The organism is Hyunsoonleella aquatilis (assembly GCF_014270105.1).
Classification (GTDB): domain Bacteria; phylum Bacteroidota; class Bacteroidia; order Flavobacteriales; family Flavobacteriaceae; genus Jejuia; species Jejuia aquatilis.
This window is the reverse complement of record NZ_JACNMF010000001.1, coordinates 95,855-112,675: the sequence shown is the minus strand read 5'-3', so window position 1 is coordinate 112,675 and position 16,821 is coordinate 95,855. Positions and strand designations below refer to the sequence as shown.

At 35.9% G+C, this 16,821-nt stretch carries 9 protein-coding genes and 1 pseudogene; 5 read left to right on the top strand and 5 right to left on the bottom strand.

What is annotated here, in order from left to right:
• Positions 1-236: 236 nt before the first annotated feature.
• On the bottom strand, positions 237-1,466 hold the full coding sequence (locus H7U19_RS00460; RefSeq protein ID WP_186557874.1) for a metallophosphoesterase: 1,230 nt from the start codon (positions 1,464-1,466) through the stop codon (positions 237-239).
• 164 nt (positions 1,467-1,630) lie between these two features.
• On the opposite strand from H7U19_RS00460, the pseudogene H7U19_RS17055 reads away from it, so the two are divergent.
• The 5 genes and pseudogenes from H7U19_RS17055 to polA all read left to right on the top strand — a co-directional run.
• Positions 1,631-1,814, top strand: a pseudogene (locus tag H7U19_RS17055) (MFS transporter); the annotation flags it as partial.
• Positions 1,815-2,120: 306 nt separating this feature from the next.
• Positions 2,121-6,140, top strand: a complete 4,020-nt coding sequence (locus tag H7U19_RS00450; protein WP_186557873.1) for a response regulator — start codon at positions 2,121-2,123, stop codon at positions 6,138-6,140.
• Positions 6,141-6,691: 551 nt separating this feature from the next.
• On the top strand, positions 6,692-8,839 hold the full coding sequence (locus H7U19_RS00445) for a T9SS type A sorting domain-containing protein (protein WP_186557872.1): 2,148 nt from the start codon (positions 6,692-6,694) through the stop codon (positions 8,837-8,839).
• A gap of 44 nt (positions 8,840-8,883) precedes the next feature.
• Positions 8,884-10,215 carry an autotransporter outer membrane beta-barrel domain-containing protein gene (locus tag H7U19_RS00440; protein WP_186557871.1) on the top strand — a complete coding sequence of 444 codons (1,332 nt, stop codon included), beginning with the start codon at positions 8,884-8,886 and terminating at the stop codon, positions 10,213-10,215.
• Between the two features lie 93 nt (positions 10,216-10,308).
• Complete coding sequence (polA, locus tag H7U19_RS00435; protein WP_186557870.1) at positions 10,309-13,161, top strand: DNA polymerase I; 2,853 nt, start codon at positions 10,309-10,311, stop codon at positions 13,159-13,161.
• A 2-nt stretch (positions 13,162-13,163) separates the two neighbouring features.
• Here polA and H7U19_RS00430 read toward each other — a convergent pair whose 3' ends face one another.
• The 4 genes from H7U19_RS00430 to H7U19_RS00415 all read right to left on the bottom strand — a co-directional run bounded on the left by H7U19_RS00430 (position 13,164) and on the right by H7U19_RS00415 (position 16,819).
• Positions 13,164-15,107 carry a YgiQ family radical SAM protein gene (locus H7U19_RS00430; protein ID WP_186557869.1) on the bottom strand — a complete coding sequence of 648 codons (1,944 nt, stop codon included), beginning with the start codon at positions 15,105-15,107 and terminating at the stop codon, positions 13,164-13,166.
• Between the two features lie 108 nt (positions 15,108-15,215).
• Positions 15,216-15,647, bottom strand: coding sequence for a hypothetical protein (locus H7U19_RS00425; RefSeq protein ID WP_186557868.1), 432 nt, complete (start codon positions 15,645-15,647; stop codon positions 15,216-15,218).
• A 12-nt stretch (positions 15,648-15,659) separates the two neighbouring features.
• On the bottom strand, positions 15,660-16,232 hold the full coding sequence (locus H7U19_RS00420; RefSeq protein WP_186557867.1) for a hypothetical protein: 573 nt from the start codon (positions 16,230-16,232) through the stop codon (positions 15,660-15,662).
• 11 nt (positions 16,233-16,243) lie between these two features.
• Complete coding sequence (locus H7U19_RS00415; protein WP_186557866.1) at positions 16,244-16,819, bottom strand: hypothetical protein; 576 nt, start codon at positions 16,817-16,819, stop codon at positions 16,244-16,246.
• Between the last annotated feature and the right edge of the window lie 2 nt (positions 16,820-16,821).

Genomic DNA, 16,821 nt, shown 5'->3' with positions numbered 1-16,821 from the left:
GCAATTTCATTATAAAAATAACATTTCCATACAAATAAAAGAATTTCTTAAAACTAACTATCCCAAGGGCATGACAAAGGGTTATATCCCTAGTTTCAATTTGCCATAGAGTCAAAACCGATCCCGAAAGCTTTCGGGACTGTTATTTTAGATTCTCGTCCAAATAGCTATCGGGATCGCGCGAATGTCAAGTTCAGCGGAAACCCCAATGTAAGCATACGGGAAATTCTTTTTAATTAAACGGTCTTGGTTCCTTTTTTGAGCTCGATAACGGTAATTTCCGGCCAAATCCCAACACGGCCGGGGAACCCAATGTAGCCAAAACCACGATTCACATTGATGAATTGTCCCAATTCCTCATAAATGCCCGCCCAATATTTATAGCGCCATTTTACGGGGCTCCATTTAAACCAACCAGGGACTTCAATGCCAAATTGCATCCCGTGAGTATGCCCACTTAAGGTTAAATGATAATGATAATCGTCACCTATCACCTGTTTTTCCCAATGGGAAGGATCGTGGCTCAATAGTATTTTAAAGTCTTCTTTTTGAATATTGCTGACGGCCTTCTTTAAATCGCCGACCTGCTTAAATCCGCCTGCACCCCAGTTTTCCACCCCCACCAAAGCAATTTTTTCGCCGTTTCGTTCAATATATCGGCTTTCGTTCAATAGTAAATCGAATCCTATTTGCTTTTGAATCTGTTTTAAATCTTCAAGATTTTGTCGCTTCGCCTCATCCGATTCCCAACGGATATAATCGCCATAATCATGATTCCCCAAAACCGAATAAAGCCCATCCTTAGCCTTTAGCTTACCAAAAATATCGGCGTAAGGTTTCATTTCTCTAGCTTCATTATTCACCATGTCGCCCGTAAACAAAATCACATCACTTTGCTGTGCATTGATTAAATCAATAGCATAGGCTACCTTTTCCTTATTATCAAAACTTCCAGAATGGATATCGCTTATCTGGGTAAGTTTATAGCCATCAAATGCATCCGGTAAATCCTCAAAACTCAAAGTATACTTCAAAACTTTGAAGTTATACTTTCCATTATAAATCCCGTAGAGAATTGCCCCAAAAGGAATGGCTGCAATGCCTAATGCAATTTTCGAAATGAAAGCCCGTCGGGAAGGCATATACTTTACATTGGCATTTGGCCCTTCGGTAAAATAACGGAAAATGGCTTGTGGCACCCTAAAAATATCCTCGGCAAACATGACACCCAGCACTATTATTTTAGGCACTAAAAAAGCAATTACCATTGCAAAAGCATAGGCCTGTGGGTTTCCATAATCTGCCCTGCTCAATCCGTAAAAACGATAGATAAAATTACCCAAAACCAACAGGGAAACGCCCCAATACAAGACAGTCATCCAAACGGTTTTGGAAATAGCCCTAAATGCCTGAAAGGCGTAAATATCAATAACTATGAATATCAATAAAAATATTATCCAACGCATGCTTATTTTTTTACCAAAGATAGATATAAGATACTCCTTTTGTCTTATGAAATTGTTAAAGCTTTTTGTTCTGAAAACCTAAGAACTGACTTGTTTTAATTAACTATCGTTGTTTCTCATTTTACTATCTTAGACATTTTAAAAAAATCGATCAATTTTTGAATATGACCAATCAAAATAACAAATCAGCGCTTGCAATACTTGTAGCTATATTCTTCTTTTTGGGATTTATCGTGGCCTCAAACGGTGTATTTATTCCGTTTTGCAAAACCTACTTTAATATAGACCAATTTCAATCTCAGTTGGTCGACTTTGCTTTTTATGGGGCTTACTACATTGGCGGATTATTTTGCTCAATCATATGGTCTTGCATTTTTACATTGGGTATAGCTAGTTTAGGAAAATACAACTCACAGGGATCAGCATTTTTAATAGTGATGATTCTTAGCGGCACCATAACCCTTCCTTTTCAAGGAAAATTAGCTGATGTTTTTAACATACAATTTTCCTACTGGATTGCCGTAGCGTGTTTTACCTATTTTTTATTTTTTGCTTCTGGAACAAAAACGGTTTTAGATAAGCAAAATGTAACTTATTAAAGTGATAAGTTAAGATTAAAACTAACTTTTCGTGGTTGTAGATTAACTAATGTCTATGTTAAAGCACATTTTAATTCCTTTATTCGTAATAATTTTTTATTCTAACCTATTCGGTCAAGAAATGAATTTTCACCATTATGGGTTAGATGATGGTATATCAGAAACAACGATTAGGTGTATTATAAAAGATTCAAATGGGTTTTTATGGATTGGCACACAAGACGGTTTAAATAGATTTGATGGTACTACTTTCAAAATCTACAAAAGCGAAAAAAATAATGCTTCAAGTATTTCTGGTAATTATATAAATGCCCTTATTGAAGATGATGATGGTAATATTTGGATTGGGACCAACAATAATGGCATATCTATTTACAATCCTAATATAAATAGTTTTAAAACCACTGCTGTAAATAAGGGTAAATGTAACAGTTTATCTAAAACTGCTAGTGGTATGATTATAGCCACTATCTTGAATGAGGGCATAGTTATTTTCGATAAAAACGGCACAATACACAAATCAGAAAAAATTATTAGACCAAATAAAAAATCACAATATAGTGCCTCCTTCGCCAATGGTAATGATGTGTGTATAGGTACGTTAGATGGTCGCCTATTTACTGCTGAAATAACTTTAAACCATAAACCAACTTTTAAAGAGATAGATTTAGGCAAAGCTTTAGGAAGCATAAATACTTTATTTGTAAAAAACCATACTATTTTTATAGGTACTACAAATGGTTTGTTTGTTTTCAATACCATTGGGAACAAACTTTCTAAAATAGTATTAGAAAAAGAAATACAGCTGAATGAAAATCTAAATATCTCATCAATAGACACGTATAACAAAACGTTTTACATAGGCACTTTTAATGGGCTTTTTATTGCTAAAGGGTTTAATGAAGAAACTGGCAAATTCAAAGATGTTGTAGTTTACAAAGCCAAACAAAAAAACACGAATTCTATTACTTCAGATCGTGTTCACGATACTTTTACAGATGGAAAAATTCTTTGGGTTGGCACCCATAATCTAGATGTAACTACATCAACAGACCCTGTCTTTAAAACTATTAATACTACATCAAATATTACACTTAACAATGCATTCATTTTATCTTTTGCTAAGAGTAAAGATTACACTTTTGTAGGAACCAGTAAAGGAATTAATTGTATCGATTCCAATCAAAATACTATTTACATTACTAAAGAAAACACTAATAATGCATTAGCATTTAATGTAATTAGAGGGATGGCCATAGACCATGAAAACTATTTATGGGTTGCAACATTAAAAGGACTTTCTATAATAGACCTTAATAACTTTAACCCTAAACAACCAAAAATAATAAGTTTATTTAATAATATCGAAGATAATACATCCTTGAGTAATGATGCTACAAGAGGCGTATATGTTGACCACAAAGGCAGTGTCTGGATTATGACATATGGTGGTGGCGTTAATAGATTTACTGGAAACATAGAAGCTAAAAGCTTCACTTTTGATTATTATAAAGTTGATGCTAATTCAAACTCTATCAGTTCGAACTTCACTTATAATATGTCTCAAGATAGCGATTTAAACTACTGGATTACTTCTGAAAATGGACTTAACAAACTACAATTTGAAGACATCAATTACAAAAAACCAAAGTTTATAAATTATTTTAGCGCAAATAATGATGACGCAAGCCTTAGTAATAATACAACTTTACACACTTGGAATGATGCAGATAAAACCTTATGGGTAGCTACCCAAGAAGGTTTTAATAAGTTTAACACAACAAATCAAACTTTTAAACGCTACGAAAAAGCACAAGGCTTAACCAATACCGTAGTGTATAGCATTACAGAAGATTTAGATCGTAATTTATGGCTCACTACCAATGGTGGTCTTTTTAGGTTTGATAAATTAACTGAAGAATTCACAAACTACGACCAACACGATGGTATACAAGGCACAGAGTTTAACCTTGGTGCACATTTATACGATAAAGAGACCAACAAAATTTACGTTGGAGGCGTAAAAGGATTTAATATTTTTAATCCGAAAAGAGTTTCAGAGCTAGACGTTCCAGGAAACCTTACATTCACGTCTCTTAGAATTAAGGACGAAGAGATAAATTCTTTAAGCCATCCAGAAATAACAAAGGGAAGTATTACAAAAACTAAAGAGATTGTATTAAATCATGATGATTTCCCATGTTATATTAATTTTTCAGATTTAGACCTTAGACCCAATAAAAACAATCAATTTATATATGCATTAAATGATAACCAATGGAATGACCTAAGAAACTCCAAAGAACTCCAAATATTGACTTTACCTAAAGGACCAAATCAATTAAAAATACAGGGAAAGTCACGTAATAAAATTTGGAACAAGCCACCTTTAGAGTTAAGAATTAAAGTTATTCCACCATGGTATCAAAGTAATATTGCTTACGCTTTTTACATTCTAACATTTTTATTTTTGGCTTATATATTTTACAGGTTAAGCTTGCAACGGCAAATTGTAAGACAAGAATCTAAACGTTTACAAGAATTAGATACTCTAAAATCTCGCTTTATTACAAATATTACTCATGAGTTTAGAACACCTCTAACCATAATAAATGGTTATTTAGATAATTTAAAAGAGGAGGGGTCAAGTAAAAGGGATATTAAAACATCACTAGAAACCATAGAGCAAAACAGTAATAATTTACTGGATTTAGTAAACCAAATGCTAAATTTAGCTAAGCTCGAAAAGAAACAACTCAACACCAATCTTATTCAGAATGATATCGCAACTTATACTAATCATATTGTAGATAGCTTTCTTAACATCGCATCAGATAAGCTCATAACGTTAAAGTTTAATTCAAAGCCAGATAAAATAATTATAGATTATGATGCCGAAAAATGGCGACAAATCCTCACTAACCTCATTTCTAATGCATTAAAATTCTCACCTCAGCAATCAGAATTAATAATCAATCTTGAAAAACTAAATAATAAAACTCTACGATTGGAAGTGATAGATCAAGGTTATGGAATTTCAAAAGAAGAATTACCTTTTATTTTTGATCGTTTTTACCAAGTAGAAAATGCTAATCAAAAAGTATCACAAGGCACAGGAATTGGTTTAGCACTAACTAAAGAATTGGTAGAACTTTTTAAAGGTAAGATTGAAGTACACTCAAAATTGGGACAAGGTTCTACATTTACAATAACATTACCTATTACAAACAATGAAGAACTAAAAGACCCATGTATAGTCACTAAAAAAACAACTAATGGTTCTTTAGTACCTCAAATTGATGATGTTATTGCAGACGAAGATGCTAATAGTGTACTTATTGTAGAAGATAATACCGACATGGCACGTTATATAACTTCTTGTCTAAAACCAGATTATAAAGTTACAGTTGCAAAAGATGGTAAACAAGGATTAGAACTTGCCACTAAACAAATTCCAGATATTGTGATTACTGATGTTATGATGCCCATCATGGATGGTTTTGAACTTACTCAAAAACTGCAATCTAATAACAATACAAATCATATTCCTATAATAATGTTAACCTCAAAAGCCATGCAAGAGGACAAATTAGAAGGAATTACCAGTGGTGCAGATGCGTATTTAACTAAACCTTTTCAAAAAGAAGAATTGCGTTTGCGTATGCAAATGCTCATTGCAAAACGAAAGAAATTACAAGAACGCTATACCGTTACTAAAATTGTTGAATCTTCATGTGAGCAAAACCAACCCACAGATAAAAACCTCATCTTTTTAAATACTACTTTAGATGTTATTCATAAACATATAGACGACCCCAATTTTGGAGCGAAAGAATTAGCAAAATACATGGTCATGAGTGACTCACAACTCTACCGAAAATTAAAAGCAATCTCAAATACTAGTACAGCAATTTTTATTAGGAAAGTGCGTTTGGAAAAAGCCAAAAAACTTCTCAAAACTACTGAACTTTCTGTTTCAGAAATCGCATATTCTACAGGATTTAATAATCCTAACTGGTTTAGTAAAGCTTTTAAGGAGGAGTTTAACGATAGTCCATCTAATTTTCGTAACTAATTGATTATAAGTGTTTAAAATGTCATATTTCAAAAAATCATGACCTTTCAATTTTTTTCATTTGACAAAATACTACCCGCTTTTGAAAAAATAATCCACTTCAATTTTTTGATTCAAAGGTAGATTTGCATAGCTATTAATATAAACCTGAGTTCGATTATTAAATATTATGATAATACGCTAACTAATTATTATGAACTGCAAGATTTTGAGAGCTTTGGTTGGTCTTTTAAAATCTAAAAAAAGGGGGGGGTAATCATTTTATTTAAACAAAAAATAATCGAGGTGTTTGCTATTATCAAATTAATCGAACTCAGTTTAAAAATTCTATTTGTTATGAAAACTTCAATATTACTAATTTCTTTAGTGGTATTAAACTCTAATGTATTATGTGTTACACTCTATTAATACTTGTGTCGATACAAAAACTACAGATATTAAGAGATTATTCTAAAACACTTTAAACCCAAACCAAATATCCATCGATACGCATTTTATGAATATATGTATGAAGAACTATATCATTAATTAAAATGCAAATAATAAACATCATGAAAAAAATCTACCTCATTTTATGTTTAGCTAGTTTACAAATGACTTTTGGCCAACCAGCAAACGACGATTGTGCCAATGCTGAACTAATTACTATAGACACTTCGCTCACATCCTTTTCCTTTGAAATTGTTGATGCTTCCGTCAATAACGAATTAGGATGTACTACCACTGCTGATTATGTTGACGTATGGTACGAATTTACTATGCCAGTAAATGGTAACCTCTATATAAATGGTGTTAGCAGTTGGAACAATTTTGCACTATACGATGCCTGCAATGGCAATATGATTCAATGCGGAATTAACAATCAATTTATTAGTGGGTTAACTAGCGGAACCAATTACAAATTAAGAGTGTTTAGAACCGTCTCTCTGGCTGGCAACGCATTTACAAGTTTCGGTATACAAGCATTCGAAGAAGTTAATAATGATACTTGCGCTACAGCAGAACCAATTACAGTTACAGCCGAAGCGTTATCCTACGATTTTAATATTGGTGGAGCCGAGGTGCTTAACGAAGTTGGATGCGATAGTACAGCAGATTATGTAGATATCTGGTACGAATTTACCATGCCGGTAAATGGTAATCTCCATATAAATGGTGTTACCAGTTGGAACAATTTTACGCTGTACGATACCTGCAATGGCAATAGGATTCAATGCGGAAATAACAATCAATTTATTAGTGGGTTAACTAGCGGAACCAATTACAAATTAAGAGTGTTTAGAACCGTCTCTCTGGCTGACAACGCTTTTACAAGTTTCGGTATACAAGCATTCGAGGAAGTTAATAATGACACCTGCGCTACAGCAGAAACTATTACGGTTACAACCGAAGCGTTATCATACGATTTTAATATTGGTGGCGCTGAGGTGCTTAACGAAGTTGGATGTGATAGTACAGCCGATTATGTAGATATCTGGTACGAATTTACCATGCCTGTTAATGGTAACCTCTATATAGATAGTGTTACCAGTTGGAACAATTTTACGCTGTACGATACCTGCAATGGCAATAGGATTCAATGCGGAAATAACAATCAATTTATTAGTGGGTTAACTAGCGGAACCAATTACAAATTAAGAGTGTTTAGAACCGTCTCTCTGGCTGACAACGCTTTTACAAGTTTCGGTATACAAGCATTCGAGGAAGTTAATAATGACACCTGCGCTACAGCAGAACCAATTACAGTTACAGCCGAAGCGTTATCCTACGATTTTAATATTGGTGGAGCCGAGGTGCTTAACGAAGTTGGATGCGATAGTACAGCCGATTATGTAGATATCTGGTACGAATTTACCATGCCGGTAACTGGTAACCTCTATATAAACAGTATTACCAGTTGGAACAATTTTACGCTATACGATGCCTGCAATGGTAATAGGATTCAATGCGGAAATAACAATCAATTTATTAGTGGGTTAACTAGCGGAACTAATTACAAACTAAGAGTGTTTAGGACTGTCTCTCTGGCAGACAACGGATTTACCAGTTTCGGCATACAAGCTTTTGAAGAAGTTAATAATGATACGTGTGCTACAGCAGAAAACTTTACGGTAACTGAAGACAGTATTACCACTATTAATTTTGAAATTGGTGGGGCAACAGTTAATGATGGAAAAGGGTGTACAACTGGAACAAATGAAGACTATGTAGATATCTGGTACAGTTTTGAAATGCCCGTGAATGGCGATATTGAAATTGATGGGAATATTACCTGGAATAATTTTGCCATTTTCGATAACTGTATGGCCAATAATAGCTTTGCGTGTTTTGAAGAATCTGGCACTGTTACCAATTTATCAGCAAATAACACCTATTGGATTAGAGTATTTAGAACCATTGATTTGGCAGACAACACTGCAAATACGAGCTTCAATATTTCAATTGTAAATAGTTTAAGTACTACAACTTTTACTAATGCTGATGTTAGGGTGTTTCCCAATCCTACGAACAACATTATAAATATACACTCCAGTAAGTCATTCGACACATTAGAATTATACAATATACAAGGTAAAAAAATAATATCTATTAAAAGCCAGAATAAGCTATCAATTGGCTCTTTAGAATCAGGCATTTATATATTAAAAATTAAATCCCAACTGAATAAGCAAGTCGTCAAAAGGATTGTTATCAATTAAAAAACAACGCTCTCTATTTTTAATAAAAAACACCCCTTAGCATCATGAAAATCAAATTGTTATTCACACTCTTTTTTGTGTCATTTTCTCAATTCATAATAGCACAAGTTGGTATAAATACTACTACTCCAAATTCAGCTTTACATATATCTTCAAGTAATCAAGCCACTCCAGCTAATACTGATGGTATTTTAATTCCTAAAATTGATGAGTTTCCAGCTACTAATCCAGGTGTAAATCAAAATGGTATGCTTGTTTTTGTAACTGGTAGTGGTACACCAGCAGAAGGATTTTACTATTGGGACAATGCTACAACATCATGGATTCCATTTGTTAAACAAATAAACGACCTATCTGATGGAAAATCTGATATTGATGGATCAAATAATGGTTCATCGCTATTTTTAGGTATTGGCGCTGGTAATGCTGATGATGCTTCGCATAATAGAAATATTGGTATAGGACTTAATGCCTTAAATGATGTTATTGGTAATACAGCTAATCAAGGTGAACAGAATATTGCTATAGGGTTTCAGTCTTTACAATTAAATACTTCTGGTAGTTACAATGTTGCTATTGGTTCATCTACTCTAGACGCAAACACTTCCGGAAGAAATAATACAGCTATAGGACATAATGCTCTAACTAATAACGTTGATGGTTTAAGGAATACCGCTATTGGTTTTGCCACATTAGCTGCAAATACTTCTGGAAGAAATAATTCAGCCATTGGAGGAAATGCACTTAACAGCAATACTTCCGGTTCATCAAATGTAGCTATAGGTGCGTTTTCTTTAGGAGAAAATATATTTGGAATAAACAATTCTTCTATTGGAAACCAATCGCTTAGATTTAACATTTATGGAGATAACAATACGGCTGTGGGAGATTATGCTGGAAGATCGTTAGATGATGACAATGCATCGGATTTAAATAACGATAGAAATGTGTTTATTGGAGCTAGTTCAGGAAATTCTGATATAAATTCATCAAATAATGTATACATAGGATTTGAAGCTGGTGGCGGTAATTATGACCCCGAAACCAATACTGGAACTGCTGAAAATAAATCGGGGAATGTTTTTATTGGTTATCAATCTGGAATGCAAGAATCTGGAAGTAATAAATTATATATTGATAACTCAAATACTACAGCTCCATTAATCTATGGCGATTTTCAAACCAATAACATTGAAATCAATGGCGATTTAAAGGTGGCTGACCAAAATGTATTTAAATCTGGTAGATTTACAGCTGCGCAAGCAAGCGCATTAACCGCTGTTAACGGAGACTTTATTTATGTAACATCTACTAATGCAACATTTACAACAATTGGTTTTTGGGGATATGAAGGTGGAGCTTGGGTTAAACTTTAGTGAAATTTCATGTAAGCATAGAAACATTCAACTATAATGCTTCTATTAGGCAATAACTTTTTGTAGCTTTGGTACTCTATCAAAACACACAAAATGCCAGACCAAAAACGCCTTTTTTTAGTTGATGCCTATGCCTTAATTTTTCGGGGCTATTATGCGTTTATAAAAAATCCAAGAATCAATTCCAAAGGACAAGATACCTCAGCCATTATGGGTTTTATGAACTCGCTTTTGGATGTGATAAAACGCGAAAGACCAGACCATTTGGCAGTATGTTTTGATAAAGGTGGGAGTGCGGACCGTGTGGAAATGTACGAGGAGTACAAAGCCAATAGGGATGCCACACCCGAAGGGATCACAACCGCCATTCCGCACATTTGTAATATTTTGAAAGCGATGCACATCCCAATTATGGTGAAAGAGGGCTATGAAGCGGATGATGTGATTGGCACCCTGTCCCGCCAAGCGGAAAAGGAAGGCTACAAAACCTATATGGTAACACCTGATAAGGATTTTGCCCAATTGGTTACCGAGAATATTTTTATGTATCGCCCTGTTTTTGGTGGGGGTTACGAAACATGGGGCATACCCGAAGTGAAGAAAAAGTTTGAAGTGGAAGACCCATTGCAAGTCATTGACTTTTTAGGTATGATGGGGGATAGTAGCGACAACATCCCAGGGCTTCCCGGTGTAGGTGAAAAGACCGCGAAGAAATTTATTGCGCAATTTGGTAGTATGGAAGGGCTTTTGGCTAATACCGACCAACTAAAAGGCAAAATGAAAGAGAAAGTGGAGGCCAATGGCGAATTGGGGTTGCTTTCCAAAAAACTGGCCACTATAATGCTGGATGTTCCCGTGGAATTTGACGCAAAGGATTTTGAATTAGACCATCCCGATGTTGAAAAGGTAAAAGAAATTTTTCAAGAGCTGGAGTTTCGACGTTTGACTGAAAATTTTTTGAAGACTTTCGCCAACGACACTAGCACTTCAACCTCTAAAACTACACAGGAAAGCACAGAACAAAAAACAGAACGACCCACTCCGAAGGAGAAAAAATCTGCAGGGGCGGGGCAATTTTCATTATTCGGCTCGGATCCTTCTAACGATACCGAAGCTACTTCAGAATATACTAGAAAAACTGCCGAAACCACTCCACATTTTTATCAAAGTGTAAGCACTGGTTTGGCCACCAAACTATTCCTAAAAAATTTAATGAACCAAACTTCGGTTTGTTTTGACACCGAAACAACGGGCATTGATCCAATCACTGCGAAACTGGTGGGGATTGCCTTTTCATGGGAAGTTGGTAAAGGATTTTACCTACCCTTCCCTGAAAATAAAGATGAAGCTAAGGAATTAATCGAACAGCTACGTCCATTTTTTGAAAGCGAAACCATTGAAAAAATTGGTCAGAATTTAAAGTACGATATTAAGGTTTTGTCAAAATATGATATGGAAGTGAAGGGCAAGCTTTTTGACACCATGTTGGCGCACTACCTCATCAATCCAGACATGCGCCACAACATGGATGTGTTGGCCGAAACCTATTTGAATTATACGCCTATTTCCATTGAAGCTTTGATTGGCAAAAAAGGAAAAAATCAATTGTCTATGCGGGAAGTACCTTTGGGCAAGCAAACCGAGTACGCTGTTGAAGACGCCGACATCACTTTGCAATTGAAAGCCCATTTCCAAAATGAATTGGGCGAGGCCAATACCCAAAAGTTATTTGACGATATTGAAGTGCCTTTGCTTCGTGTTTTGGCCGATATGGAATTGGAAGGTATCAACTTGGATAAAGGTTTTTTAAATTCACTTTCGGAAGAACTTGAAAAAGACATCGCCGAATTGGAATCAAAAATTTATAAGGAGGCTGGTGAGACATTCAATATCGCCTCCCCAAAGCAATTGGGTGAAATTCTTTTTGATAAAATGAAATTGGTCGATAAACCTAAGAAAACAAAAACAGGTCAATATTCCACAGCGGAAGATGTATTGAGTTATTTGGCCAAAGACCATAAAATCATTCAAAATATTTTAGATTTTAGAGGTCTTTCAAAATTGAAAAGCACTTATGTGGATGCGTTGCCTACACAAGTCTTAGAGCAAACCGGACGCGTGCACACGGATTATATGCAAACCGTTGCCGCAACGGGACGTTTGAGTAGCAACAATCCCAACCTGCAAAATATTCCCATCCGTACAGAACGTGGGCGACAAGTCCGAAAAGCATTTATTCCCCGAAATGAGGATTACACCCTTTTGGCGGCTGACTACTCTCAAATTGAATTGCGTATCATTGCGGCACTTAGCAAGGAGGAAACCATGATTTCAGCCTTTAAAAACGGAGAAGACATTCATGCTTCTACGGCGTCAAAAGTGTTTAATGTCCCTATTGATGAGGTAACCCGCGAACAACGTAGTAATGCAAAGACTGTCAACTTTGGGATTATTTATGGGGTTTCGGCTTTCGGGTTGAGCAACCAGACTGATTTATCGCGAACCGAAGCCAAGGAGTTGATTGACACCTATTACGCTACATATCCAAAATTGAGGAACTTTATCCACGACCAAGTTGATTTTGCAAGAGATAATGGCTATGTTCAAACGGTTTTGGGGCGACGCCGTTATCTAAAAGATATTAATTCGCGTAACGCCGTGGTTCGTGGTGCTGCGGAACGTAATGCCGTAAACGCCCCGATTCAGGGTAGTGCTGCCGATATTATCAAAATTGCCATGATTAATATTCATAAGAAATTATCTGAAGGCAACTTTAAAACTAAAATGCTCTTGCAGGTTCATGATGAGTTGGTATTTGATGTTTACAAACCTGAGCTGGAAGACATCAAATCCTTAGTAAAAACCGAAATGGAAAGTGCCTATCAATTAGAAGTACCTCTAGATGTTGATTTAGATATTGGCGATAACTGGTTGGAGGCGCATTAATGTCACTTCTTCTTACTCCTAAACTTAGCCTTATTCTTCCTTTGATTAAAAGGCACCGCATCATCAAAAGTATGCTTGGGTTTACCGGGCTTGTTTTTACGCCATTGCTCAGATTTTTCGGGAAGTAGTTTTTTTAACAAATCTTGACGGCCCAATTTGCTCAAAGTATTTTTAATCCAAGCTTTGTTTTCGTCTTTATACCAAAAGAAAAAACGGTGTTGTTCTTCTTTTTCCTTGGCAGTTTTTGGGGTGTTTACCAGTTGAAGTGTATATGGGTGATAGCCACTGTAATAAATCACCGTTGCAACGGTCATTGGGGTTGGTGTAAACCCCTGCACCTGCTCCAATTGGAAGCCCATATCCTTGGTTTCGGCCGCCAAATTTGCCATATCTTCAGCTTCACAAGCCGGATGATTTGAAATGAAATAGGGAATTAACTGCAACTTCAATTTTTGCTTTGTATTTATTTTATCAAAGCGCTCCTTAAACTTATGGAAGTAACTGAAAGAAGGTTTTCGCATTAATTTTAAAACCGGATCGCTAGTGTGCTCTGGTGCTACTTTTAGTCGTCCCGACACGTGCTTGGTCATCACTTCTTCCGTATAATCGTCCAATTCTTTTGCGTCGGCATTTTTATTAAATTCTGGCACCAGCATATCGTGGCGGATACCGCTGCCAATAAACGATTTTTTTATCTTCGGATGACTATCAACAGCTTGATACAGTTGCGTTAATGGTTTATGTGATGTATCTAAATTACTGCATATTACAGGTGAAATGCAAGAAGGCGCCACACACTTATCACAAATTTCCTGAACCTTACCTTTCATTTTGTACATATTTGCACTTGGGCCTCCAATGTCGGAAAGGTAACCTTTAAAATCTGGCATATTGGCAACCGTATCTACCTCCCGCAACACAGACTCTTGGCTACGCGATGCAATAAATTTTCCTTGGTGCGCAGAAATGGTACAAAAACTACAGCCCCCAAAACAGCCACGGTGGATGTTAATGGAAAACTTAATCATTTCATAGGCCGGGATAGGCCCACGTTTATTGTATTTAGGGTGAGGCAATCTGGTGTAAGGCAGTTCAAAAGAGGCGTCAATTTCATCCTCGGTCATCGTTGGATAGGGCGGATTAATCATTAAGGTTTTATTCCCTGTTTTTTGAAAAATACGACGCGCATACAGTTTATTACTTTCCTGCTCAATTACTTTGAAATTGGACGCAAAGGTCTTTTTATCGCTTAAACAAGTTTCATGTGAAGCAATTTCTACGTCTTCCCAGTTTTTGTTTTTTGGGATTTTCGCTTCAGAACCCAATAAAACTGCGGTTTGCTTTACCGTAGTAATGCTACTGAAAGGCACTCCCCTTTGCAACAGTCTAACAATTTCCCTTAAAGGTTGCTCGCCCATGCCATACACCAACATATCAGCCTTAGAACTCTCCAAAATGGACGGCATTAGTTTATCGCTCCAATAATCGTAATGGGTCACACGTCGCAATGAGGCTTCAATACCACCAATCAATACAGGAACATCTGGCCATTTTTCTTTTAGAATATTGGAATATACCGTTGTTGCGTAATCTGGTCGAAAACCAATATCGCCATTGGGCGTGTAGGCATCTTTTTTTCGTTTGCGTTTACTTGCGGTATAATTGCTCACCATGGGGTCCATACAACCGCCCGTTACGCCAAAAAAGAGTTTTGGCGCGCCAAGTTTTACAAAATCCTGAAGATTATCGTTAACGTTAGGTTGGGGTACAATAGCCACCCGAAGGCCGTAGCTTTCCAAAATGCGTCCGATTACCGCTGGGCCAAACGAGGGATGATCCACATAGGCATCACCACTGAACAGGATAACGTCCAACGCATCCCATCCGCGAATTTTTACCTCTTTATTTGTGGTAGGCAACCAACTTGATAATTTTAGCTCTTCCATTGCAGTGCAAAAGTAGCTAAAATTTGATGCTTTATTGCTTTCTACTAGTTTTCTATCTTTTTGGGAAGAGCTGTTTCAAGTTTTATTCCAACTCAAAATTTAATGCCTCTATTCATAAAATGTATCCCAACGTATGCCATTGTCCAAATTATGGCAATATTCTATCAATAGTTCATTACCCGGCGGTTCAAGTGCTTCGTCAGAAACACCGTTAAAAATAAACGGGATATTTGCTTCCGCAATAGGATCTTCTGAAGACGGGAAGAATACTTTTAAATTGATGGACTCACTATCCCTTACCAAGGGTAAAGTTTTTTCAAATTCATTAAACGGGTTTACGGTATGGGTTTCCTGATTTCCGTTCGGATAGGTTATTAGAACTTTAATGGTAAGTTGCGCCTCGTTACAAAATTGGGTGCCGGAATTTAAAAAAATCACGGTGAATGTTGCTTCTCTTAAATTTTCCACCTCATCTTCATCGCAAGATATGAACGAAAAAATTAAAACTAATACTAAAAAAAGAGGTCTGAAAATGTTCATAGGTGATTAAAATTAAAAATTATCAATATCGGGCTTAATCGTTACTGTTACCGTTATAGAAACATCAGTGATAAACCTAACGGGGTTATCGGAAACCGAGCCTTGATACGTGAATCCAATAGTTTTAAACTGAGTCAATGCCTGATTAACTGGCCCAAAATTACCATTGAGTGTATAAGCCGTATTATTAAAATCGGCATTCTTTAAATTCGTTTGAACCGTACCGTACCGTTCTTCACCTTGACCAACTACAAACACCATATCACCCACAACATTTGCGTTTTCATTACCTACCACATCCTTATAAAAATAGCGCACTGATTTAATTTCGATTTTTGTAATTTCATCAGGGTCACTAATCACCTCTTTTACATTGGGGTCGTTCCTGAAATCCCAAAACCCAAAGTTTGATGTAAAATCTACGGCCTCGTCAGGAGAAGACGCATTAGGTACATTAATTTCTAATTCGGTAATAAAAGTAGTCTGTATGTCAAACTCTTCTTCTATTAATTCTTCTAATTCATCACATCCCGAAACTAAAAACAGCATCGGAATGGATATCAATATATACTTCAAATGTTTCATAATACTATAATTTAAGCTTCAATTTCATCTACTGGAATCGATACAGTAATCCTCACCGTAAGCGTTACTCTTACTTCAAACATAGCGGGATTGTGCGATAATGTTCCTGAATAGAAGTACGTTATAATTCCTGCTGAACTCATAACTTCATTAACCTTTGAAAAATCCCCCGAGAGTTGATACTGCGTATTAAAAAGGTCCGATTCGGCAACATTTAGGTTGGGCGTATTAAAGTTTTCAGTATTACCTATTAAATCCACAGCGAACATAAAAGTACTGTCTAAATTAGCATCTACATTACCACTAAAGTTTCTATACTCATATTTTACGCTTTGCATTTCAATCTTTTTAATTTGATCCTTACTGATTGCAATGCCTTCCACTTCAAGATTTGTAAAGAAATTTTCTCCTCCACTCTCTGCAAAGCCAACATCTGCTTCAGGGTCTTCTTCGGCACCTTCATCTATAAAAACTGATCTCGTAAACGACCTTGTAACTTCAACTTCTTCAAAAAGTAGCTCGTCCAGTTCGTCACAAGCAAAAAAAGTAAACGCGCAAATGATTAATAAGATGTAATGAGATTTCATAG

Excerpts from the sequence above, each read along its gene's own strand:
- H7U19_RS00460 (WP_186557874.1), bottom strand. The coding sequence starts at position 1,466 with ATGCGTTGGATAATATTTTTATTGATATTCATAGTTATTGATATTTAC.
- H7U19_RS00450 (WP_186557873.1), top strand. The coding sequence starts at position 2,121 with ATGTTAAAGCACATTTTAATTCCTTTATTCGTAATAATTTTTTATTCT.
- H7U19_RS00445 (WP_186557872.1), top strand. The coding sequence starts at position 6,692 with ATGAAAAAAATCTACCTCATTTTATGTTTAGCTAGTTTACAAATGACT.
- H7U19_RS00440 (WP_186557871.1), top strand. The coding sequence starts at position 8,884 with ATGAAAATCAAATTGTTATTCACACTCTTTTTTGTGTCATTTTCTCAA.
- polA (WP_186557870.1), top strand. The coding sequence starts at position 10,309 with ATGCCAGACCAAAAACGCCTTTTTTTAGTTGATGCCTATGCCTTAATT.
- H7U19_RS00430 (WP_186557869.1), bottom strand. The coding sequence starts at position 15,107 with ATGGAAGAGCTAAAATTATCAAGTTGGTTGCCTACCACAAATAAAGAG.
- H7U19_RS00425 (WP_186557868.1), bottom strand. The coding sequence starts at position 15,647 with ATGAACATTTTCAGACCTCTTTTTTTAGTATTAGTTTTAATTTTTTCG.
- H7U19_RS00420 (WP_186557867.1), bottom strand. The coding sequence starts at position 16,232 with ATGAAACATTTGAAGTATATATTGATATCCATTCCGATGCTGTTTTTA.
- H7U19_RS00415 (WP_186557866.1), bottom strand. The coding sequence starts at position 16,819 with ATGAAATCTCATTACATCTTATTAATCATTTGCGCGTTTACTTTTTTT.